At 60.1% G+C, this 23,058-nt stretch carries 19 protein-coding genes and 1 other annotated feature; of the genes, 13 read left to right on the forward strand and 6 right to left on the reverse strand.

Annotated features, from left to right (window positions below):
* Positions 1 to 15: 15 nt before the first annotated feature.
* The 9 genes from ACSAMM_RS13485 (at position 16) to rplL (ending at position 7,610) form a co-directional block, all read left to right on the forward strand.
* Positions 16 to 1,803, forward strand: a complete 1,788-nt coding sequence (locus tag ACSAMM_RS13485; protein ID WP_457791821.1) for an NADH-ubiquinone oxidoreductase-F iron-sulfur binding region domain-containing protein — start codon at positions 16 to 18, stop codon at positions 1,801 to 1,803.
* Positions 1,804 to 1,822: 19 nt separating this feature from the next.
* Complete coding sequence (locus ACSAMM_RS13490) at positions 1,823 to 3,565, forward strand: NADH-dependent [FeFe] hydrogenase, group A6 (RefSeq protein ID WP_457791822.1); 1,743 nt, start codon at positions 1,823 to 1,825, stop codon at positions 3,563 to 3,565.
* Between the two features lie 296 nt (positions 3,566 to 3,861).
* The gene (rpmG, locus tag ACSAMM_RS13495; RefSeq protein ID WP_178722841.1) at positions 3,862 to 4,011 is read left to right on the forward strand and encodes a 50S ribosomal protein L33; all 150 of its coding nucleotides are present in this window, start codon (positions 3,862 to 3,864) and stop codon (positions 4,009 to 4,011) included.
* A 43-nt stretch (positions 4,012 to 4,054) separates the two neighbouring features.
* The gene (secE, locus tag ACSAMM_RS13500) at positions 4,055 to 4,387 is read left to right on the forward strand and encodes a preprotein translocase subunit SecE (protein WP_457791823.1); all 333 of its coding nucleotides are present in this window, start codon (positions 4,055 to 4,057) and stop codon (positions 4,385 to 4,387) included.
* Between the two features lie 43 nt (positions 4,388 to 4,430).
* Positions 4,431 to 4,952, forward strand: coding sequence for a transcription termination/antitermination protein NusG (nusG, locus tag ACSAMM_RS13505; protein WP_178722837.1), 522 nt, complete (start codon positions 4,431 to 4,433; stop codon positions 4,950 to 4,952).
* A 152-nt stretch (positions 4,953 to 5,104) separates the two neighbouring features.
* Entirely contained in the window at positions 5,105 to 5,530 is a 426-nt protein-coding gene (gene rplK / locus ACSAMM_RS13510) for a 50S ribosomal protein L11 (RefSeq protein ID WP_178722835.1), read from the forward strand.
* Between the two features lie 142 nt (positions 5,531 to 5,672).
* Positions 5,673 to 6,362 (forward strand): 50S ribosomal protein L1, encoded by a 690-nt coding sequence (gene rplA, locus ACSAMM_RS13515; RefSeq protein ID WP_178722833.1) that lies wholly within the window; start codon positions 5,673 to 5,675, stop codon positions 6,360 to 6,362.
* A 59-nt stretch (positions 6,363 to 6,421) separates the two neighbouring features.
* Positions 6,422 to 6,591, forward strand: a sequence feature (ribosomal protein L10 leader region).
* 53 nt (positions 6,592 to 6,644) lie between these two features.
* The gene (gene rplJ, locus ACSAMM_RS13520; RefSeq protein WP_178722831.1) at positions 6,645 to 7,175 is read left to right on the forward strand and encodes a 50S ribosomal protein L10; all 531 of its coding nucleotides are present in this window, start codon (positions 6,645 to 6,647) and stop codon (positions 7,173 to 7,175) included.
* 57 nt (positions 7,176 to 7,232) lie between these two features.
* Positions 7,233 to 7,610, forward strand: a complete 378-nt coding sequence (rplL, locus tag ACSAMM_RS13525) for a 50S ribosomal protein L7/L12 (protein WP_178722829.1) — start codon at positions 7,233 to 7,235, stop codon at positions 7,608 to 7,610.
* A gap of 74 nt (positions 7,611 to 7,684) precedes the next feature.
* Here rplL and ACSAMM_RS13530 read toward each other — a convergent pair whose 3' ends face one another.
* The 6 genes from ACSAMM_RS13530 to ACSAMM_RS13555 form a co-directional block, all read right to left on the reverse strand.
* On the reverse strand, positions 7,685 to 8,722 hold the full coding sequence (locus tag ACSAMM_RS13530) for a S66 family peptidase (RefSeq protein ID WP_457791824.1): 1,038 nt from the start codon (positions 8,720 to 8,722) through the stop codon (positions 7,685 to 7,687).
* A gap of 20 nt (positions 8,723 to 8,742) precedes the next feature.
* Positions 8,743 to 9,639: a hypothetical protein gene (locus tag ACSAMM_RS13535; protein WP_457791825.1), complete on the reverse strand. Its 897-nt coding sequence runs from the start codon at positions 9,637 to 9,639 to the stop codon at positions 8,743 to 8,745.
* Positions 9,640 to 9,790: 151 nt separating this feature from the next.
* Positions 9,791 to 13,036 (reverse strand): SNF2 helicase associated domain-containing protein, encoded by a 3,246-nt coding sequence (locus ACSAMM_RS13540; protein WP_457791827.1) that lies wholly within the window; start codon positions 13,034 to 13,036, stop codon positions 9,791 to 9,793.
* A 118-nt stretch (positions 13,037 to 13,154) separates the two neighbouring features.
* Entirely contained in the window at positions 13,155 to 14,420 is a 1,266-nt protein-coding gene (locus ACSAMM_RS13545; RefSeq protein ID WP_178722823.1) for a GH25 family lysozyme, read from the reverse strand.
* Positions 14,421 to 14,836: 416 nt separating this feature from the next.
* Entirely contained in the window at positions 14,837 to 17,434 is a 2,598-nt protein-coding gene (gene clpB / locus ACSAMM_RS13550; protein WP_457791829.1) for an ATP-dependent chaperone ClpB, read from the reverse strand.
* Positions 17,435 to 18,575: 1,141 nt separating this feature from the next.
* Positions 18,576 to 18,911, reverse strand: coding sequence for a helix-turn-helix domain-containing protein (locus ACSAMM_RS13555; RefSeq protein WP_457791830.1), 336 nt, complete (start codon positions 18,909 to 18,911; stop codon positions 18,576 to 18,578).
* A 123-nt stretch (positions 18,912 to 19,034) separates the two neighbouring features.
* Between ACSAMM_RS13555 and ACSAMM_RS13560 the strand changes: the two genes are divergently transcribed.
* The 4 genes from ACSAMM_RS13560 (at position 19,035) to ACSAMM_RS13575 (ending at position 23,038) form a co-directional block, all read left to right on the forward strand.
* Entirely contained in the window at positions 19,035 to 19,388 is a 354-nt protein-coding gene (locus ACSAMM_RS13560) for a hypothetical protein (RefSeq protein WP_457791831.1), read from the forward strand.
* 73 nt (positions 19,389 to 19,461) lie between these two features.
* The gene (gene hemW / locus ACSAMM_RS13565) at positions 19,462 to 20,583 is read left to right on the forward strand and encodes a radical SAM family heme chaperone HemW (RefSeq protein ID WP_457791832.1); all 1,122 of its coding nucleotides are present in this window, start codon (positions 19,462 to 19,464) and stop codon (positions 20,581 to 20,583) included.
* A gap of 185 nt (positions 20,584 to 20,768) precedes the next feature.
* Entirely contained in the window at positions 20,769 to 21,473 is a 705-nt protein-coding gene (locus ACSAMM_RS13570) for a response regulator (protein ID WP_178722896.1), read from the forward strand.
* Positions 21,474 to 21,520: 47 nt separating this feature from the next.
* Entirely contained in the window at positions 21,521 to 23,038 is a 1,518-nt protein-coding gene (locus tag ACSAMM_RS13575) for an ATP-binding protein (protein WP_457791834.1), read from the forward strand.
* The last annotated feature ends 20 nt before the right edge of the window (positions 23,039 to 23,058 follow it).

Here is a 23,058-nt window from a genome sequence, read left to right on the forward strand (position 1 = left end):
GGAGGAAGAAAAGCCATGTATCGTTCCCATGTACTGGTTTGCGGCGGCACAGGATGCACCTCCTCCGGCAGTCAGCAGATCATCGAGACGCTCGAAAAGGAGATTGCCGTCCAGGGCCTGACCGATGAAGTCAAGGTCGTGCGTACCGGCTGCTTCGGCCTGTGCGCTCTTGGCCCGATTATGATCGTGTATCCCGAGGGTTGCTTCTATTCCCGCGTCAACGTGGAGGATATTCCGGAAATCGTCAGCGAGCATCTGCTCAAGGGCCGTATCGTCACCCGCCTGCTCTACGATGAGACAGTGGAGAAGGACGAGGTCAAGTCTCTGAACGAGACCGATTTCTATAAGAAACAAGTGCGGGTGGCGCTGCGCAACTGCGGCGTTATCAACCCCGAATCCATTGACGAATACATTGCCTTCGACGGCTACCAGGCGCTGGCCAAGTGCCTGACCGAGTACACCCCGGATCAGGTCATTCAGGTGATTACCGATTCCGGCCTGCGGGGCCGCGGCGGCGGCGGGTTCCCCACCGGCCGCAAGTGGGCGCTCTGCGCCCCCAACAAGGCGCCCCAGAAGTACGTGGTTTGCAACGCCGACGAGGGCGATCCCGGCGCGTTCATGGACCGTTCGGTGCTGGAGGGCGATCCCCACTGCATCGTCGAGGCCATGGCCATCGCCGGCTATGCCATCGGGGCGACGAAGGGCTTCGTTTATGTCCGCGCAGAGTACCCCATTGCGGTGCGCCGCCTGCAGATTGCCATCGATCAGGCCCGGGAGGCCGGTCTGCTGGGCAAGGATATTTTCGGTTCCGGTTTTGATTTTGACATGGAAATCCGGCTGGGTGCCGGCGCCTTCGTCTGCGGCGAGGAAACCGCGCTGATGACCTCCATCGAGGGCAACCGCGGAGAGCCTCGTCCCCGTCCCCCCTATCCGGCCGTCAAGGGCCTGTTCGGCTGCCCGACGGTGGAGAACAACGTGGAAACCTTCGCCAACGTGCCGCAGATCATCCTGCGGGGCGCGGACTGGTTCGCTTCCATGGGCACGGAGAAATCCAAGGGCACCAAGGTGTTCGCCCTGGGCGGCAAAATCAAGCACACCGGCCTGGTGGAAATCCCCATGGGCACCACCCTCAGGGAAATCGTGGAGGAAATCGGCGGCGGCGTGCCGAACGGCAAGAAGTTCAAGGCGGCCCAGACCGGCGGCCCCTCCGGCGGCTGCATCCCGGCTTCCCTCATCGATACCGAAATCGACTACGACAACCTCATTGCCATGGGTTGCATGATGGGCTCCGGCGGTCTTATCGTCATGGACGAGGACAACTGCATGGTGGACATCGCGAAGTTCTTCCTGGAGTTTACGGTGGACGAGTCCTGCGGCAAGTGCACCCCCTGCCGCGTGGGCACCAAGCGCCTGCTGGAAATGCTGGATAAGATCACCAAGGGCAACGGCACCCTGGAGGATCTGGACGAGATGGAGGCGCTCTGTCACTACATCAAGGAGAACTCCCTGTGCGGACTGGGCCAGACGGCGCCCAACCCGGTGCTGTCCACCCTGAAGTTCTTCCGCGACGAGTATGTGGCGCACGTGGTGGACAAAAAGTGCCCGGCGGGGGTCTGCAAATCCCTGCTGCATTATGAAATTGTGGCGGACAAGTGCAAGGGCTGCACCGCCTGCGCCCGCGTCTGCCCGGTCGGCGCCATCTCCGGCACCGTGAAAAACCCGCACGTCATCGACGTGAACGCGTGCATCAAGTGCGGTGCCTGTATCGAGAAGTGCCGGTTCGGCGCGGTCGTGAAGGTTTGAGGAAGGAGTGTTTGCTGCAATGGATATGGTGAATGTAAAAGTGAACGGGATTGCCGTCAGCGTACCGAAAGGCTCCACCATTCTGGAAGCCGCCCGGTATGCCGGCGTGGAAATCCCCACCCTCTGCTTTTTGAAGGATATCAATGAAATCGGCGCCTGCCGCATCTGCGTGGTGGAGGCCACCGGCGCCCGCGGACTGGTGACCGCCTGCGTCTACCCCGTTTCGGAGGGGATGGAAATCCAGACCAACACCGAAAAGGTACAGAAGGCGCGGAAAACCACCCTGGAGCTGATTCTTTCCACCCATGAGAAGAAGTGCCTGTCCTGCGTGCGTTCCGGCGATTGCGAGCTGCAGAAAATGTGCCGCGACTACGGCGTGGAGGACGCGGACAAGTACGCGGGCTTCCGGCCCCAGTACGAGCTGGACACCTCCGCCGCCCACCTGGTGCGGGACAACAACAAGTGCATTCTCTGCCGCCGCTGCGTCGCGGCCTGCAAGCAGCAGTTCGTTTCGGTCATCGGGGCCAACGATCGCGGCATCGACACCCACATCGCCTGCGCGTTTGAGAAGCCTCTCAACGACGTGCCCTGCGTGTCCTGCGGCCAGTGCATCGTGGTTTGCCCCACCGGCGCGCTGACCGAAAAGGACGACACCGACAAGGTGTGGGCGGCCCTGGCCGATCCCACCAAGCACGTGGTGGTGCAGACCGCCCCGTCCATCCGGGCCACCTTGGGCGAGGCCTTCGGTATGCCCATCGGCACCAACGTGGAAGGCAAAATGGTGGCGGCTCTCCGCCGCCTGGGCTTTGACAAGGTGTTCGACACCAACTTCGGCGCCGATGTGACCATTGTCGAAGAGGCCAACGAGCTGGTCGAGCGGGTGAAAAACGGCGGCGTGCTGCCCATGATCACCTCCTGCTCCCCCGGCTGGGTCAAGTTTGCCGAGTATTATTATCCGGATCTGCTCCCGCATCTGTCCTCCTGCAAATCCCCGCAGCAGATGTTCGGCGGCATTCTGAAAACCTACTATGCTGAGAAAAACGGCATCGATCCTAAAGACATCGTGTCCGTTTCCATCATGCCCTGCACCGCCAAGAAGTTCGAAATCGGCCGGGACGATCAGGACGCGGCCGGTCTCGCGGACGTGGACATCGCTCTCACCACCCGGGAACTGGCCCGGATGATCGATCGGGCGGGCATCAAGTTCCCCTATCTGCCCGATGAGGAATTCGACAGCCCCATGGGCGAGGACACAGGCGCGGCGGTCATTTTCGGCGCCACCGGCGGCGTCATGGAGGCGGCGCTCCGCACCGCCAACGACTGGCTCACCGGCAAGGATAACGGGGCCGTGGAATTCAAGGAGGTGCGCGGCACCGCCGGCCTGAAGGAAGCCACCTACAACATTGGCGGCCTGGAGGTCAAGGTGGCGGTGGTCAGCGGCATCGCGGGCGCCAACTATGTCATGAGCTGTATCCAGGACGGCACCGCCCCCTGGACCTTCGTGGAGGTCATGTGCTGCCCCGGCGGCTGCGTCAACGGCGGCGGCCAGCCCATTCAGCCCGCCTCGGTGCGCAATGTGTTCGACCTCAAGGCCATGCGCGCCAAAGCGCTGTATGACCAGGACGCCGGCATGACGCTGCGCAAATCCCACGACAACCCGATGGTCAAGGCGATTTACGAGGAATTCTTCGGTAGCTACGGCAGCCACAAGGCCCACGAAGTGCTGCACACCAGTTACGTCGGGCGGAAAAAGTTCCGGTAAGAGCCGGAAATAACCCCCTGCAGAATCATTAAAAGACGCTCTCTTTTCGGTTTTGTCGGCCATATATGGTGGTTGACGGCGGAAGAGAGCGTCTTTTTGGCTATATACGGTGCCGCGGGGACGTTCCGCGGCTTTCGACGTGAAAAATCGGCGGGAAAAGGGCTTGACCTGCCCATGGGTTTGTGCTATGATAGATAATACCTCAAAAGGGGTTTATTTTTTTGTGCCCATTTTTAGGCGCAGTCTCCCCTTGTCGAGGGAGGTTCACAAATTTCCGAAAATCGGGAGGTGCCGTTATGAGAGTCAAAATCACCCTGGCCTGCACGGAGTGCAAACAGCGCAACTACAACACCATGAAGAACAAGAAGAACGATCCGGACCGGCTGGAAATGAGCAAGTACTGCCGCTTCTGCCGCAAACACACCACGCATCGGGAAACCAAATAAGAAATGCGGCTGACAAAGCTCGTTTCAAACGGGAGGGTTTGCAATGGCTGACGAAAAAGACCTGTCCAAGGACACGGAGGAAGTTACACAAGAGTCGGAAACCGTGACCCCGGAAAAGGGCGCCAAGACCGCCAAGTCGGACAAGGACGCCAAGGCCGATGCCGCCAAGAAAAAGGGCCCCGGCCTGGGCAAGCGGATCGCCAAGTACTTCCGGGATGTGAAAGGCGAGTTCAAAAAAATCATCTGGCCGACGCTGCCCACGGTGGTGCGCAACACGGGCGTGACCCTGGCGATGTGCGCCGTTTTGGGCCTGGTCATCTGCGTCATCGACTTTGGACTGGGCGCTCTGGTCAATCTCTTGGTGAACGCCGGCTAATCCCTATGCGGCTGTTGGATAAAATGCGTATGGAGGATTGGCGATGAGCGATCTGGCGAGATGGTATGTGGTGCATACCTATTCCGGCTATGAGAATAAGGTAGCCACCAACCTGGAAAAAATCGTGGAGAACCGGAAGCTGCACGACTGGATTCATGAAATCCGCGTCCCCACCGAAACCGTTGTCGAAATCAAAGACAACAAAAAGCGCGAAGTCGAGCGGAAAATTTTCCCCGGCTACGTGCTGGTCAAGATGGTGATGACGGACGATTCCTGGTATGTCGTGCGCAACACCCGGGGCTGCACCGGCTTTGTCGGGCCTAATGGCAAGCCCATCCCCCTCACGGAGGAGGAAGTGGCGGCGCTGGGCGTCGAGAAGCGGGAGATCGAGATCACCTATGCCGTGGGCGATACCGTGCGTATCATCGACGGCCCGCTGGAGAATTTCTCCGGCATTGTGGACGAAATCGATCTCGAGAAAAACAAAGTCCGCGTGACCATTTCCATGTTCGGGCGGGAAACCCCCGTGGAATTGGAATTGGATCAAGCGGAACCCATGGACTGATGACGGCTGGGAACCCCCTGGCTGTCGGTTAGGCGTTTTTCCTGTGCGCCGGACGGTTTTGTCCGGCTGTGGGAGGGGCGGCCCGGCGTGCCTGCGGCGCACCGCGGCTATTGCTCCGCCGTTTACCACAAATTTTGGAGGTGCAAGAAAAAATGGCTCAGAAAGTAACCGGTTATATCAAATTGCAGATTCCGGCCGGAAAGGCAACCCCGGCGCCCCCTGTTGGGCCGGCCCTCGGCCAGCACGGCGTCAACATTATGGCGTTCACCAAGGAATTCAACGAACGCACGAAAAACGACGTAGGTCTTGTGATCCCCGTCGTCATCACGGTGTATGCCGACCGTTCGTTTACCTTTATTACCAAGACCCCCCCTGCGGCGGTTCTGATCAAGAAAGCCTGCGGTCTCGATAAGGCCTCCGGCGTGCCGAACAAGAACAAGGTGGCCAAGATCACCAAGGAACAGGTGCGCAAGATCGCCGAGACCAAAATGCCCGACCTGAATGCCGCCAACGTGGAAAGTGCCATGAGCATGATCGCCGGCACCGCCCGCAGCATGGGCATTGAGGTTGTGGACTAACTGCGTTTCCGCTGAACGGATGGAAACTCCATATCCGTTCCGGGTGGGAGGAACAACTTAGGCATTCCGATTTGACCACTCATACCGGCCGCCGCTTTTTGAGAGGGCGGTATTTTCCGGTATCAACAGGGAGGAAAAACCAATGAAACACGGTAAGAAGTATGTCGACAGCGCCAAGCTGATCGACCGCAATAACCTCTACGATGTTGCCGAGGCCCTTGACCTGACTGTCAAGACCGGCAAAGCCAAATTCGATGAAACCGTCGAAGTACACGTCAAGCTGGGCGTGGACAGCCGTCACGCCGACCAGCAAGTCCGTGGCGCGGTCGTGCTGCCGCACGGTACCGGCAAATCGGTGCGGGTGCTGGTGTTCGCCAAGGCGGACAAAGCGCAGGCCGCCACCGATGCCGGCGCTGAGTTTGTCGGCGCCGAAGAGCTGGTCGCCAAGATCCAGGGCGGCTGGATGGATTTCGACGTGGTCATCGCCAGCCCCGACATGATGGGCGTGGTGGGCCGCCTCGGTAAGGTGCTCGGCCCCCGCGGCCTGATGCCCAACCCCAAGGCCGGTACCGTGACCCCCGACGTGGCCAAGGCTGTCACCGACGCTAAGGCCGGTAAGATCGAGTACCGCCTGGATAAAACCAACATCATCCACTGCCCCATCGGCAAGGTGTCCTTCGGCGTGGAGAAGCTGCAGGAGAACTTCGAGACCCTGCTGAGCGCCATCGTCCGCGCCAAGCCGGCGGCGGCTAAGGGGCAGTATATCCGCTCCTGCGTGGTGGCCTCCACCATGGGCCCTGGCGTGAAAATCAACCCGGTGAAGGTTGGCTAATCCCTCTTTTTGCCGAAAATGCAAAAAAGCACTTGCAAAGCGGAACGCTTTGTGCTAGTATAATTCATGCTGTTCTTCCACAGACAGCAGGTGCGGGCAACCGCCTAACGGATGGAATCATCCGCCTGCCGAGGCAGAGAGCTTTAACCATCAGACGGCTGCGGCCGTGTTGAACGTGTTATCGCGCCCTTCCCGTGGATGAAGCGGGAAGGGCTTTTTATTTGCCTTCAAAGAACGGCGGCAAGCCCCGCAAGGGCATCGGAAAATGGAGGTGAATGGAATTTGGCAAGCGAGAAGATTCTGCAACAGAAACAGGCATACGTCGAACAGCTGGCGGAGAAGCTGAACAGCTCGGTGGCCGGTGTGGTGGTAAGCTACAAAGGCATTTCCGTGGCGGACGACACCATGCTGCGCCGCAAGATGCGGGAAGCCGGCGTGGAATATTCCGTCGTGAAGAACACCATGCTGCGCCGCGCCGCGGAAAAGGTCGGCCTCAACGAGCTGGACAGCGTGCTGGAAGGCTCCACCGCCCTGGCGGTCAGCGCCGGCGATCATGTGGCCGCTGCGAAAATCTTGTGCGAGTATGCTGAAAAGAACAAGAGCTTCGAAATCAAGGCCGGTTTTGTTGAGGGCAAAGTCATCAACAAGGCGGAGGTTGAGGAGCTGGCGAAAATGCCTCCCAAAGAGGTGTTGGTTGCCAAGGTGCTGGGCGGCTTGAACGCGCCCATTACCGGTTTTGTCGGCGTTCTTCATGCCAACCTGCGCGGTCTGGTGTGCGCCCTGAACGCTATCGCCGAGAAGCAGAGCGCCTAAACAAGGGGTCTGCGACCCAATCATCAAGAAAAAATAAAGTAAATGGAGGATTTACACATGTCTGATAAAGTTTTGAAATTGATCGAAGACGTCAAAGCCCTGACCGTTCTGGAGCTGTCCGAACTGGTGAAAGCCCTGGAAGAGGAATTCGGCGTGTCCGCCGCCGCCCCCGTGGCCGTGGCCGCTGCCGCTGCCGCTCCCGCTGCTGCCGCTGCGGAAGAGAAGACCGAGTTCGACGTGATCCTGGCGGAAGCCGGCGCTGAGAAGATCAAGGTCATCAAGGTTGTCCGCGAGATCACCGGCCTGGGCCTGAAGGAAGCCAAGGATCTGGTTGACGGCGCTCCGAAGCCCATCAAGGAAGGCGTGTCCAAGGACGATGCCGATTCCATCAAAGCGAAGCTGGAAGAAGTCGGCGCGAAAGTCGAAGTCAAATAAGGTTTGCGCAAATAGAAAAGGGTGGTATCGGGAAATCGATACCACCCTTTTTGTATATGCCGGCCGCGCCGGTGTCATACGACGGCGTTTTCCAGGATAGAAAACGTCCGGCTTTCGCAGTCGATTTGTGCCAGGGCCCCGTAAGGGATGACGCACTTCGGCTCGCAGTGCCCAAAGCTGAGATTGGTCAGTACCGGCAAGTCTTCCCGGCCATATTCTTTCAGTACGGTTCGGATTTCCACGGCGTATTCCTCTCTGTAGGCCTCCTCATAGGGCTTGCCCCAGACCATGCCGTGAATTCGATCAAGGAGGCCCATCGCCCCCAAGGAGCGAAGCATATAACGCACGGCCTTCGGCACCGGCTTTTCCTCGCTGGTCTCCAAGAACAGGATGGCGCCGTTGAAATCCTCCGGATCTGGAAACAGCGGTGTTCCCCGCAGCCAGTCGAAAACCTCCAGACAGCCGCCCAGCAGCCGTCCTGTGACCGTTCCGCTTCCCTGCAGCAGCCGGTAGCCGCCGTTGGGCTGAAACCGCCGGGCTGTTTTCTGGTTCTCGATATCCCAGCGAAGGAATTCCGCAGTCCACTCTCCAGCCGGTTCCACCTGGCCGAGGGGTTCCGGGGAAAACAAGGCCTTTTTCACCCACTTTTCCGTATAAGCGGGCAGTCGGAGGTTTTCAGCGAAATCCGAGAGAACTGCTGGGCCGTAGAAGCTGGAAAGACCGGCCTTCCAGCACATCAAATGGTTGACGGTGGTGTCGGAATACCCCATAAAAATTTTGGGATGGCGGCGGATGACAGCGAAGTCGATATACGGCAGCAGCCGGATGGTCTCCTCCCCGCCGATGCAGCAGAAAATCGCCTGGATACACGGATCGGTGAAGGCCTGCATCAGATCGGCTGCCCGCTCCTGCGGGTGCTCGTAGGCATAGGCGGTTCCGGCGAGGGTGTGCGGCATTTCCACTACACGGAGGCCGAACCGTGTTTCCAGCCGGGCCTTCCCCTGCTGGTAACGCCACAGGATATTTTCGTCCCCCGCCCCGCCCCAAGACAGGCTGACCGTGGCGACAATGTCCCCCGGTCGAAGCCGCGGAGGTTTGATAAGAGATGGCAAGGCGCCTCACCGCCCTTTCTTTATGGACGCGCAGTCTTTTGATAAATCAGCAGGGTAATCCCGGCCGTCAGGGTGACAACGCCCACCAACAGGAACACCAGCGGCCAGATCCGTTCAAAGGCCGAACGGCTCTCCGCTTCTGCGACAGACGGATCCGCGGCCGCGCTGGGGGAGGTGCCGACTGTGGGATCTGTGGCCCGTGTGCCTGTCGGCGGTGTTTCCTGCGTCGTGGTGGTCGGCTTTTTTGTCTGCCGTGTGGGGGGCTTTGCGGCGCTTGATGTGGTGGCCGGCTTTGTCGCTTTCGTGGTGGGCTTTTCCGTCTTTTTGGCAGTCGTCCTCTTGGTGGTGGCGCCGGAGGGCGGCGCTGTGACAGAGAAAACGCCCTCTACCGGCAGGGATATGGAGGCGGTTTTGCTGAACGTGAAAACACCATAATAATAATCGATGCGCAAGGTATCCGTGGGGGTTTCAAAACCAACCCGCAGTGCGAGGGTGACGGTATCCCCCTCCCGGCTGACCTCGATTTCGCTGTCTTCCGGGGCCTCCCGGCCGCTCTCCCCCGCCGCGCTATAGAAATGGAAGCGATTGAAGGACGGTTCGGTAGCATCCTTATGGAGCTCGTAGGTAAACGTGATAGCGACCTCTTGGCGGATGGTGATCGGCTTCGTTTTGGCCTCCCCGTCGGAATTCACGCCGTCATCCAGCTCCCAAATCTGCTCTTCATCGGAGTACACGGCGGCGCCCACCGGCGTTAAGGACAGCAGGAGGTCGCCGGTATCCATCTCGTATACGTGGATGGTTTCGCCCGCCTCGTAAATTTTATCCCGCGGATAATCGGTTTGCACAGAGGGTTCACAGCCGGCCAGAAGCAGGCAGCAAAGGGCCGCCATTATAAAGAGAATACCGGTTCGTTTCATAATCTTCCCCCTTGCCGTGTGGGCTCTCGCACGTCCTGACCACCACAGTATAGGCGCGGGCGGGGTCGATTACAAGGATTCCTACAAAACTGTTACCGGGAAAGACAACATTGTAAAACATACGTGGTGGAATTTCACAGTAGGAACCGGTCTAGTCCAGGATATCCAACAGCAGTTCGGGCGTCAGGAGGGCTGGCTGGCCGGTCTCCTCCCGGATGACCGATTCCGCCAGTTCCCGCTTGTTTTCCTGCAGCAGCAGGATTTTTTCCTCCAGGGTATCCTTGGCGATCAGGCGGTACACCTGCACCGGATTGACTTGGCCGATGCGATAGGCGCGATCGGTGGCCTGGTTCTGGGCGGCTACGTTCCACCAGGGGTCGTAATGGATAACGATGTCCGCGCCTGTCAGGTTCAGCCCCGTCCCTCCCGCTTTCAGGGAGATAAGGAAGACCTGGGTGCCGTCCCGGTTGAAGCTGTCCACCATGGCGGCGCGCTTTTCCTTGGAGGTGGAGCCCTGCAGCAGGAAATACGACAGCCCCTCCCTGTCCAGAGCGTCGGCCAGGATGGCCAGCATGGAGGTGAACTGAGAGAACAGCAGCACCTTGTGGCCGGTTTCCGCCGCCTCCCGCAGCAGTTCCATGCAGGTGTCCAGCTTGCAGCTTCCGCCAGTATAGTCGTCGTAGCAGAGGGCGGGATGGCAGCATAACTGCCGCAGGCGGGTCAGCATGGCCAGGATGGTCATCCGGCTGGCCTGAAAGCCGCCCTCCTCCATCTGCCGGGCCAAATCCCGCTTGATCTGCGCGGCGTTGGCCAGATAGAGCTGCCGCTGCTCGGGCTCCATGGTGGTGGCCAGAACGCTTTCCGTCTTGGGTGGCAGCTCCTTGAGAACGTCCCGCTTGAGCCGCCGCAGGATGAAGGGGCCGGTCATTTTGGACAGCCTATCCAGCGCCTGGCGGGAGCCGTTTTTCACAATGGGGCTTTCCAGCCGCTCGCGAAACCGGCTGTAGGGATAGAGAAAGCCGGGCATGAGAAAATCGAATATGCTCCACAGCTCGCTCAGGCGGTTTTCGATGGGGGTGCCGGTCAGGGCGAACCGCTGCCGGCTGCGTATCGCCTTAACCGCCTTGGCGTTCTGGGTGTTGTGGTTTTTGATGACCTGCGCCTCGTCGAGAATGTGATAACGGAATTCTTTGGCGCCGTACCGTTCAATATCCCGCTTGAGCAAATCGTAGGAGGTGACGACCACGTCGTATCCGGCCGTCCGGCGCAGGGAGGCCGCCCGCTGTTCCGCATCCCCGAGAATGGGCAGAACGGTCAGCTGAGGGGCGAAGCGGCGGATTTCGCTTTCCCAGTTGAGCACCAGGGAAGCGGGGCATACCACCAAAGAGGGCAGATCGTTGCCCTCCTCCCGGGCGTTCAGCAGCAGGGCGATGACCTGCAGGGTCTTGCCCAGTCCCATGTCGTCGGCCAATATCCCGCCGAATCCCGCGGTTTCCATGGTTTTCAGCCAGCGGTAGCCGGTTTTCTGATAGTTCCGCAGAACGGGGGACAGCGCGGCCGGCACGGGGTAATCGCTGTCCGCCACCGCTTTCATGTTTTTGATAAGGCTCTTAAAGCCGGAGTCCCGCTGGTAATGGATGGTCTCCTGCTCCCGGAGCACCTTGTCCAGATACATGGCCCGGTATTTGGGCACCCGGATCCGCCCGGTGCGCAGCTCCGCGTCGGTCAGGGCGAGCCCATCGGCCATTTCCGCCAGCCCCGCCAGCGCGTTGTCGTCCAGCTGGATGAAGGAGCCGGTGCGCAGCCGGTGGTATTTCTTGTTCTGCCGGTAGCTGTCCAGCACCCGGCTGAGCTCGTCGATATCCAGGCCGCTCACGTCAAAATCCAGCAGCAGATCGCTGTCCAGGCTCACGCCGACCGAGACCTTGGGAGGCGGCACGAGGCCGATTTTTTTAAATCCATCGGTGGCGTACACCACCGCAATCCGCTCGATATCCTCCACGCCCCCGGCCACAAAGCGGTAAATCTGCTCCTCGTCCCCGTGAAAGAGCAGACGCCCGTCCTCCGGCCGGAAGGAGGTGAAATATTTTTGCAGGATCAGCCGAGCCTTCAGCTCGCCCAGCCGATCCCGAAAAGGGGCCGTCGGCCCTTCCGCATACGGATTGAACACATCGTCGCCGTACCGGCATTCCAGCCGGGCGGTGATGGTTTCCGCGTCCGGCGCGTCCAGATAAACGGCGCATTCCAGCGCACGGGGCTGGTAGGGCTCCAGACCGTCGGTGTCACCCTCCAGACGGATATAGGGGCGGATGACCGGCAGCACCGATGCGCAGAAGGCGGGCAAATCGTCCCCAGCGATAAACAGGCCGTTCTGCGCGGTCTGGATGGTGGAAATCCACTCGGTCATGTGGCTGGCGTAATCCTCCGCGCAGCGGTAGAGCCGGGTGCCGTGCAGGACGTAGAAGTGGGCCGCGCCCTGGATGCTGCCCGCGTCCTCGGTGCGCAGCAGCAGCCCGCCGCCCTCCTCCGGCGCGTGCACCTGGATGGTCAGCGGCGGGTTTTCATCCATCAGCCGGATGGAGCGCACCCGGCCGTTTTCCCGGAAATCCACACAGGATCCAGCGTACAGCTCGAAAAAGCGGTCAAACCCGCCCGGCGACAAAGGCAGCTCCTTGCCCAGGCGGGTGTTCCCATAGACCTTGAGGATCTCCTGCTGGGCCTGCAAATCTTCGAACTCCCGCAGCAGAAACCGCAGCAGGGGGCGGGATTCCTCCGTGAAGCTGGAGGGATGGTGCACGAACCGGAGCAGCTTGCCGTATTCCGCCGTGGCGCCGGAGGCCATATCCGAGCAGAAGCGGGCGATGTCCTTGAGGACGTAGGGCCGCCGGGTTCCCAGGGAAAAGCTCAGCCGCGGCCGCCGGTACAGCAGCTCGAGCACCGGGGTCAGCGCTACCTTGTCCGCGTCATCGGAGGTCTGCGCCACCAGCTCAGCGGCCTCCCGGGCCAGATAGGTCTCCACCATCCGGCGGGCCGCGTCGTCCGAGCGGGCTGGCCCCTTGCCGGCCGGGGCGGCGGAATAGGTCCGCCCGCCCATATCCTCGTAATATTTATGCACCAGCAGGGCCACAATGTGCCGGCAGGCCCCGCTGTCCGGGCGAAAACCCGGGCAGTCGCAGGTCATATACGCCATGGTTCCCTCGGCGGATAATCCCACCTCCACGTGGCAGCGCCTGCCGGCGTTTTCCTCCACATTGGCGCTCAGATACTCGTCAAACAGCGGGTTTGCCAACCGGGCAATGTCCAATACCTTCCCGCTGCTGTTCAGGGATGTCCCCTTCAAGTAGGCCTGCCGGCCGTCCGCCAGCTCGCCGATTTTTTTCAGTGAAAACAGAGGCATAACCCTCACCGCCTCCCCGCGATGCCGTATCTTTTCAGTATACCCCAAAACCCGGTCGCCGTAAAGGGCGAAAACGCAAACAAAGAAAAGCCTGCGGCGTCTGCCGCAGGCTTTTGCGCTATTTCAGGTGGTTCCAGCCGCCGTCCCGGATGATCTTGGCATAGTCCTTCAGTCCGATGTTGCGGTCTATGTTCCCGGCGATGCCAGCAACGGCGCCTTTGCTGGTATACTGCCATATCGTATACGGTACCGGATAGGTGACAGTGGTGTTATACTGCGCCAGCCAGATGTCGTATTTCTCCTTCAGCCGCGCGGGTTCCATGTTGCTGGTGGCCCAGCTGGCCCCCGTATACACCATGGGATAATATCCCGCCGCCTTGATGGCGTCGCAGAACGCGATGGCGATATCGGTGCACAGTGTCTTCTTACCTACCAGCGCCTGGGTGCGCGCCTCCTTGTCGGGCGGGTTTTCCATGTCGATGACCACCGGATAAGTGACAGCGTATCCCTTGATCCGGTCGAGGACATATTGGGCTTCTTCCTTAGCTTCCGCCACGTTGATTGCCTGGGAAAAGAAATACACGCCGCGATCCACGCCGGCGGCGATAGAACCCTTCATGTTGGCTTCATATTTGGCGTCGGTGAACATGGTGCCGGCCGTTCCCCAGCCCCGGGCGCCCAGGCGGATAAAGGCAAAATCCACGCCGTCCGCCTTCACCTGGTTCCAGTTGATGTCCCCCTGATACGTGGACACGTCGATGCCGACCTTCGACGATAGGGCCCCGTCCTTGTCAAAGTAATACTTGGCTTTGCCGATGTCCTGATAGCCGGTCAACTTTTTACCGTTCAGATAATAATATGTCTGGCCGCCCGCCGTATGCCAGCCGGTGCTGGGGGGCGGCGACGTGGTGGGCGGGGCCGTGGACGCTGTGGTGCCGGCGGAGCCGGTCACCGTCGTGACGGTTCCCTTGGTGGTGGTTGTGGTGGTGCCGGCGGTGGTGGAGGGCGGCAGCGTGACGTCCGGCAGGGTGGAAACCGGCGTTTCCGGCTCTTCCTCTTTTTCCTCCTCCTTAGGCCGCTGCGGGTCATCCGGCGGCGCGACGGCTTTGGTGGTGCGGGTGGTCCGCGTCGTGCTTTTCTTGGAGCCTGTGGTCTCACCCACGGTGGTGGAATCCGACGTACCGGTCTCGGGGCCGGTGGTGTCGGTCGCTGTGGTGGAATCGCCGCTGTCCGGCGCGGTCGCCACACCGGAGCTTTCCGCGCTTTCCGGCGGGCCCAGATGCCACTCGTCCGTGGGGCGCGCCGCGGCGCCGCAGCCGGTCATGCCGGCCAGCAGGCAGACCGCCAGCCCTAAGGACAAGCTCTTGCGGAACGTATATCTCATGCAGGCCAAATCCTTCCTTGTGTCAAAATTGAATGGATATTCATTATACCACAAGGCGGCGCGGAGCGCCGCCCTCCTTAGTTCGGAACGGCCTTGTCCGTTCCGGGGTGGTTCCATGTTCTCCCAGCCGTCGGAAATCTTGGATTTCCGCTTACGGCGTGAGGTTATTACACCACAAAGCGCTGCGCCTTGCGCATCGCCTACCTTAGTCCGAAACGGCTTTGACCGTTTCGGAGTGGTTCAATGTTCTCCCAGGCGTCCAAAGGCTTGCGCTGCAAGGCTTTGGAGAACGCCGTGAGGTTATTATACCATATCGAAAGCTGTCGCCGCAAGTCGCCATTTGACGGAACCGGGAGGAAAACCCTGTCAAAAAAGCCCCTTCCTGCCTAAAGCAGGAAGGGGCTCCGCGCCGCCGGTTATTTGACTGTCAGCCGTCCGTTTTCCACGTCCACCGTCAGGGTGGCGCCGGGAAGTACGTCGTCGGCGATGATTTTCCGCCCTATGAGGGTTTCCACCTGGCTTTGCAGGAACCGGCGCAGCGGCCGGGCGCCGAACTGGGGATCGTACCCGTTGTCCACCACAAAGGCCTTGGCCGCCGGGGTGAGCATACAGGTCAACTCCTTGTCGGCCAGCCGTTTGTTCAGGCCGGCCACCAGCAGATCGATAATGGAGGTGATATCCGCCTTGGTCAGCGGCTTGTAGAAGACGATTTCGTCCAGCCGGTTGAGGAATTCCGGCCGGAAGGAACGCCGCAGCAGCGCCTCCACCTCTTGCTTGGCCTCCTCGGCGATGGTGCCGTCCTCCCGCATACCGTCCAGCAGACTGGCCGACCCCAGGTTGGAGGTCAGGATGATGATGGTATTCTTAAAGTCTACCGTCCGTCCCTGGGAATCGGTAATCCGGCCGTCGTCCAGCACCTGGAGCAGCACGTTGAACACGTCGGGATGGGCCTTTTCCACCTCGTCGAACAGCACCACCGCGTAAGGCTTACGGCGCACCGCCTCGGTCAACTGGCCCCCCTCCTCGTAGCCCACGTAGCCGGGAGGCGCCCCGATGAGCCGGGAAACGGAGTATTTCTCCATGTATTCCGACATGTCGATGCGCACCAGATTGCGCTCGTCGTCGAACAGGCATTCCGCCAGGGTCTTGGCCAGCTCGGTCTTGCCCACGCCGGTGGGGCCTAGGAAGAGGAAGGAACCGATGGGCCGGTTGGGATCCTGAATGCCGGCGCGGGAGCGGATGATGGCTTCCGTCACCCGGGTGACCGCCTCGTCCTGGCCGATGACCCGCTTGTGGAGAATATCCTCCAGATGCAGCAGCTTATCCCTCTCCCCTTCCATCAGCTTGGATACCGGGATGCCGGTCCAGCGCTCGATGATCCGGGCGATTTCCTCATCCGTCACCTTGTCCCGCAGCAGGCTGTCGGAACGGGAGGCGGTCTCCGCCAGCCGTTCCTCTTCCTCCAGCTCTTTCTGCAAGGCGGGCAGCCGGCCGTATTTCAGCTCGGCCGCTTTGTTCAGGTCGTAGCTTTCCTCCGCCCGTTCGATGTCGGCGTTCAGGGCCTCGATTTGCTCGCGAAGCTTCTGCACCTTGCCGATGGCGGCCTTCTCGTTGTCCCATTTGGCCTTCATGGCGTTAAACTGCTCCCGCATCTCGGCCAGCTCCCGCTGGATTTCGGCCAGATGCTCCTGGGACAGGCGGTCGCTCTCCTTTCTCAGGGCGGCCTCCTCGATTTCATGCTGGATGATTTTGCGCTGGATCACGTCCAGCTCGGTGGGCATGGAATCGATTTCGGTGCGGATCATGGCGCAGGCCTCGTCGATGAGGTCGATGGCCTTGTCCGGCAGGAACCGATCGGTGATATACCGGTGGGACAGGGTGGCGGCGGCGATGATGGCCGGATCGGTGATTTTCACGCCGTGATAGACCTCGTACCGCTCCTTCAGGCCGCGGAGGATGGCGATGGTGTCCTCCACCGTCGGCTCGCCCACCGTCACCGGCTGGAACCGACGTTCCAGGGCCGGATCCTTTTCGATATACTGGCGGTATTCGTCCAGGGTGGTGGCCCCGATGCAGTGCAGCTCGCCTCTGGCCAGCATGGGCTTGAGCAGGTTGCCCGCGTCCATGGCGCCGTCGGTTTTGCCCGCGCCCACGATGGTGTGCAGCTCGTCGATGAACAGGATGATCCGGCCCTCGCTCTTGCTTACCTCGCTGAGCACGGCCTTGAGCCGTTCCTCAAACTCGCCCCGGTACTTGGCACCCGCCACCAGGGAGCCCATGTCCAGGGAAAAGATGGTCTTGTCCCGGAGGTTCAGGGGCACGTCCCCCTTGACAATCCGCTGGGCCAGCCCTTCCGCGATGGCGGTTTTGCCCACGCCGGGCTCGCCGATGAGGACGGGGTTGTTTTTGGTTTTGCGGGACAGAATCCGGATGACGTTGCGGATTTCATCGTCCCGTCCGATAATGGGATCCAGCTTTTTGCTCCGGGCCTGCTCCACCAGATCGGCGCCGTATTTTTTCAGCGCGTCGTAGGTGGATTCCGGGCTGTCCCCCGTGACCCGGGTGTTGCCCCGCACGGTGGCCAGGGTTTTCAAAAAGGCGTTTTTCTCGATGTGGAATTCCTTGAAAATATCCCGCACCGTGCCGTCGGGATGCTCAAGCATAGACAAAAACAGGTGCTCCACCGAGACGAATTCGTCCTTCATGTGCTCGGCGGTCTTTTCCGCTTCGGTAAGCATCACGTCCATGGGGGCGGAAATGTAGATTTTGCCCGCCTCCCGGCCGGGGCCGGAGACCTTGGACAGGCTGCCCAGCACCCGGCGGGCGCGGGCGGTAATATCCTCCACGGGCAGCTCCATTTTCAGCAGCAGCTGGGGGATCAGGCCCTGATCCTGTTCCAGGAGGGCAGTCAGCAGATGAACCTCCTCCATCTGCATGTTCTGGTTCTCTATCGTGAGATCCTGCGCCGCCTGGATGGCTTCCAGGGATTTTTGGGTGAATTTTTGGGCATTCATAAAACAGCCCTCCTCATTCAGATACATAGGATTCGGCAGGCCACGGGGCACTTGCCTAAACCTTACTATATCCGATAGATGTGTGCAAGGTTTTGCGAAATTGTGACTGAAATGTGAATTTTAGCACTCGTTTTATTAGAGTGCTAAAGCTGTATATGCTCTATTGGAGCTTAGCGAAGGGATGCGGGGTAGTACCCCGTACTCCTATTGTGCCTGTGAGCCGCCCGCACCCCGTCTTTCTTTTTCGTGCGTGAAAAAGAAAGACGGGGGAGAAAGAAAAAGCCTTAGGGGAACCATCCGGCGTGGGGAGACTCACTCTCTGCCTCGCGGCAACCCCTGTGTCGCTGCGGGCTTCGATCTCCCACAAGGGAAATACAAACTTTTAGCGCTCGTGTCGCCGCTGGTGCGCCCGCTAATGCCCACGCGGCAGCAGCGTTCTGCTTTCTACCGGCCCCGCCTCGCGCCTGCGTCACCACACGCACCGAAAAGTCGGGCGACCAACTCCCCAGGGGCTCCGCTGCATGGGGAGAAGAAGGAGACAAGGGTGGACGCTCTGCCCTTGCCGGTCTCGCCGGCTTAGGCCGCCGAGCCCATACGGAGATCCGTAAACTAGCGGCTACCTTGTAGGGGCGAGCATCGCTCGCCCGCAGTGCGGCGATGACGCTCGATTGATAGGGCTCGCCGTCCTAAGACAGGGAGACCACACTTGATTGTACAACTTGGGTGATCGCTCAAGTATACTACGCGCGTCAGCGCGCTCGTAGCGCGGGAAAAGGACACGCTTCCCGGCAGATAGGCGCTGTTGCGAACTATAGCGCCGAATATTTTTCAGAATGTATTTCCTACATGGGGGGTGAAGAACGGGGCGCAGCCTCGTTCTTCCAGTGGGGGTCTCCCCCACGGCGCGATCGCAATCTCAAGCAGATAGGACGGAAAAGATTCGACGTGTTCTTTTCCTGCGCGTCTGTTGGATAAGGCTTTTTCTTTCTTCCCCCTCTTTCTTTTTCACGCACGAAAAAGAAAGAGGGGGTGCGGGAGCGGCACAGGCACAATAGGAGTACAAATTCCTACCCCGCATACCCACACAAAACCCGATAGAGCCATATATCCACATAGAAAAAAGAGCGCCCCGTAAGGCGCTCTATTTCTTCTCGTGTTTGGGAAAGCGATCCATCAGCTCCTGGAACAGCCGCCGGTCTTCCGGCTGCAGCTTTCGAAAGCCCTGAACAAAGCGGCGTTCCTCCGGGTGAATGAGATGGGTGTCTTCTCCTGGATAAGGATCGGGGTTATCGGTAAAGCCTATGAGATAGTCCACGGAAACTTGAAAATAGGAGGCAAAAGTCTTAAGAGTCTCCAGATTTGGCAAACGCTTCCCGTTTTCATAACCGCTTAAAGTGGAAATAGAAATAGATAACTCCCTGGCAAAGCGTTGTCTGGATATATTTTTTTCACAGCGTAATTCCCGCAAACGCAGCATGCAATCACCTATTCAAAACGTGTTATATTCACACTAACATAACGCATATTGAATTATTTTCAGAAACGAGCTATTATATTCGTTAATGGGTTCAAAATGAAACGATTGTTAGGAGGCTTATAAATGATGACCTATCAAGAAATCCTGGATTACGCCGCGTCTCACGGCTTTGATATACCGGCGGATTGCCGCCGCCTCATCCGCCAACTGTCCGCCCTTTTTCTGGTGGACGAGGGTGAGCGCCTGCGCCTGTATGGGGCCAAGCGGGAGGGCGCGTCCACCTGGGGGTCGCAATATGGCTTTACTTTTTATCGAGATAACCCCCCGGCGTGCTGGTCGGACCTCCTGCCCGCCGCCGATACGGTTTGCCCGCCCGCCGTTTGCATCTTTTGCGGAAAGGCGGCCGATGGCGTGCTGCATCGCGGCAAATGGATATGCCTGGAGTGTCAAAAAGCCATTTCCGAAGAGATTTTATAGACTATGCTGCCAAAATGCGCTATACTGTGCCTATAACGGCCGGTATGGCGCGTTTTTTCTGGAGGTGATCCGGGTGGAGCCCATCGGCCTGTATATCCATGTGCCCTTCTGCCTGTCCAAGTGCCCCTACTGCGATTTTTATTCCTACGCGGCCTCCGACGAGGCCATGGACGCCTATACGGCGGCGGTGGAGCGGGCCCTGGCGGATTGGGCCGCCCGGATCGGCGTCCCGGCGGACACCCTGTATATCGGCGGCGGCACCCCCTCCCTGCTGGGCGGCGCCCGGCTGGCCCGCCTGATGGAGGCCGCTCGCCGGGGCTTCGGCTTGCGGGACGCGGAGATCACCTTGGAGGCCAACCCCGCTGACGATTTGGACGAAACTCTGCGGGCCTTTGCCGCCGCCGGCGGCAGCCGCCTTTCCCTGGGGATGCAGTCCGCCGAGCCGGACGAGCTGCGGGTCCTTGGCCGGCGGCACACTCCCGCCGACGTGGAGCGCGCCGTCCGGGACGCCGTGCGGGCCGGGCTCGATAATCTGTCCCTCGACATGATGCTGGGCCTGCCCGGCCAGCGGCCGGAAACCGTCGAGCGTTCGGCCGCCGTCTGCCGGGAGCTGGGGGCGTCCCACGTCTCGGCCTATCTGCTGAAGATCGAGCCGGGCACCCCCTTTGCCGCCCGGGAGCTGTGTCTGCCGGACGAGGACGGCGCGGCCGATTTGTATCTGGCCGCCGCCGGGGCGCTGGAAGCCCGGGGCTACGCCCAGTATGAGATCTCCAATTTTTCCCGCCCCGGCCGGGAGAGCCGGCACAATTTGAAATACTGGGATTTGCAGCCCTATCTGGGAATAGGCCCGGCCGCCCATTCGCTGCTATCTGGCCGCCGCTTTGCCTATCCCCGGGATACGGCCGCCTTTCTCCGGGGGGAGGCCCCGGTTTCCGAGCAGCCGGCGGGCCGGGAAGCCGCCATCAGGGAGAACAGCCCGGAGGAATACCTGATGCTGCGCCTGCGGCTGACCGCCGGCCTGCGGGCGGACGGCTTTGCCGCCCGTTTCGGGTTCCCCCTTCCCGCCCGCTGGCGTCAGCGGGCGGCCCGCCTGCCCGCCGCGCTGGTGACGGCGGACGCGGAGGGCATCCGCCTGACCCGGGAGGGCTTCCTGGTTTCCAACGCCGTCATCGCTCGACTGCTGGACGACGAATAACGCAAAAGGAGGCGGGCGGCTTCTCCCGGGCCGAAATCGCGGAGGGGCTGGCGGATGTCCGCCGCCTCTATGACGCCTGGCGCGCAAACACAAAAGCCTAAAAAATTTTTTAAAGACTGTTCATACAAATTTGCCAAGAACTTGGTACACTGTAATTCATAGGGAAACCAAAGGAGGATACCATCATGGCCGGTGGACTGAAAATCATGGTCGTCGACGACGACAGCAACATCTGTGAGCTGCTCAGGCTGTATCTCGAAAAGGAAGGCTTCGAGGCGATCATCGCCCCCAACGGCGCCAAGGCGCTGGAGATGTTTGACACGGAAAAGCCGGATCTCATGCTCCTGGACGTGATGATGCCCCAGCTGGACGGCTGGCAGGTGTGCCGCGAGATCCGCAAAAAGTCCGCCTGCCCCATCATTATGCTCACCGCCAAGGGCGAGGTGTTCGACAAGGTGCTGGGCCTGGAGCTGGGGGCTGATGACTATGTGGTCAAGCCCTTCGAGACCAAGGAGGTCATCGCCCGCATCAAGGCCGTCCTGCGCCGCAGCGGCGCGGCGGATCAGAAAAAGACCAAGGAAGTCAGTTACGACGGGCTGTACATCAACATGGAAAATTACGAGCTGCGGGTGCGCGGCAAGCAAATCGATACCCCGCCCAAGGAGATGGAGCTCATCTATCATCTCGCCAGCAATCCCAACCGGGTCTACACCCGGGATCAGCTGCTTGATGAGGTGTGGGGCTTCGAATACTATGGCGACAGCCGGACGGTGGACGTCCACGTCAAGCGGCTGCGCGAGAAGCTGGACGGCGTGTCCGATCAGTGGACGCTGAAAACCGTCTGGGGCGTGGGATATAAGTTCGAGGTCAAGGACGGCGCCGCAGGCTGACCGATTCTTCCAGGCCGGCTGGAGTAAGAAAGGACATGATTCGGAGCATGTTCAAAAGCATTTTTTCCAAATATTTTACCGTCATGTCCCTGGTGATTGTCGTCAGCTTCCTGGCCATGGGCGGCATGCAGCTGTTGTTTTCCACCCAGTATTGGATGGACGAAAAGCGCACCCTGCTCATCGACAACGCCGACGACATCGCCAAGCACACGGCGGTCAACACCTTTCAGGTGAGCACCGACGCCAACGGGAAAAAGCAGTACGCCATCCAGGACGACACCCTGGCCCCGGTGCTCAATCTGCTGTCCACCGCTATCCAGTCCCAGGTGCTGATTACGGATAACGGCGGCAAGGTGCTCATCTGCTCGGAGGGCAGCTCCTGCTCCCATGTCAGCGGCACGGTGCCCCTGGCGGATGTGCAGGGCAAGACGGACGATCAGGGCCATTTCTTCACCGTCGGGACGCTGGGCGACCTGTACGGCGCGCAGATGTATACCGCCGGCGCCCCCATCCGGGCCACCGACACCGGCGTGGTCATCGGCTACGTGTTTGCCTCCACGCCCGCCGACGGCATGGGCGCGTATATTCTCAACAACCTGCAGGTGTTTCTCCTCTCCGCCCTGGGCGTGCTGACCTTAACCTTCATCGTGCTGTACGCCATGACCTACCGGATGGTGCGCCCTCTGCGCCAGATGGCGGCCGCCACCCGCAGCTTCGGTAACGGGGATTTCAGCTATCGCATTCCGGTGCGCGGCAAGGACGAGGTGGCCGAGCTGGCTACCGCCTTGAACGCCATGGCGGTGTCCCTCTCCTCGGTGGAGGGGATGCGCCGCAGCTTCGTGGCCAACGTGTCCCATGAGCTGAAAACCCCCATGACCACCATCGCCGGGTTCATCGACGGCATTCTGGACGGCACCATTCCGGATGAAAAACGGAATTATTATCTGAAAATCGTGTCCAACGAGGTCAAGCGGCTGTCCCGCCTGGTGCGATCGATGCTGGATTTGTCCCGCATCGACAGCGGGGAGCTGAAAATCAACCCTGTGCGCTTCGATATGACCGAGGTGGTATGCACCGCTCTGCTCTCCTTCGAGCGGCGCATCGACGAAAAACGCATCGATATCGTCGGCCTGGAGGACTGCCCCCGCATGGAGGTGCAGGGCGATTTCGACCTGCTGGGCCAGGTGCTGTACAACCTGCTGGACAACGCCGTGAAGTTCACCAACGAGGGCGGCACCATCGCCATCCATCTGGAAAAAAAGGACGGCCGCGTCTACTGCGCCGTGCGCAACAGCGGCGCGGGCGTGCCCTCTCACGAGATGCCCCGCCTGTTCGAACGGTTTTATAAAAGCGATAAATCCCGCAGCCTGGATAAAAACGGCGTGGGCTTGGGATTATATATCGTGAAGACCGTCATCAATCTCCACCAGGGAGAGATTATGGTGCGGTCGGTGGAAGGGGAATACACGGAATTTGCCTTCTGGCTCCCCGATCCCGACGGGGCGGAACCGCCCAAAAAGCCAGCCGATAACGCGAAAAAGGGCGGCGCCGGCGGAAGTTTATAATTTGCGTACGCTTTCTTCAA

The sequence above is a fragment of the Anaeromassilibacillus sp. SJQ-5 genome, assembly GCF_054108045.1.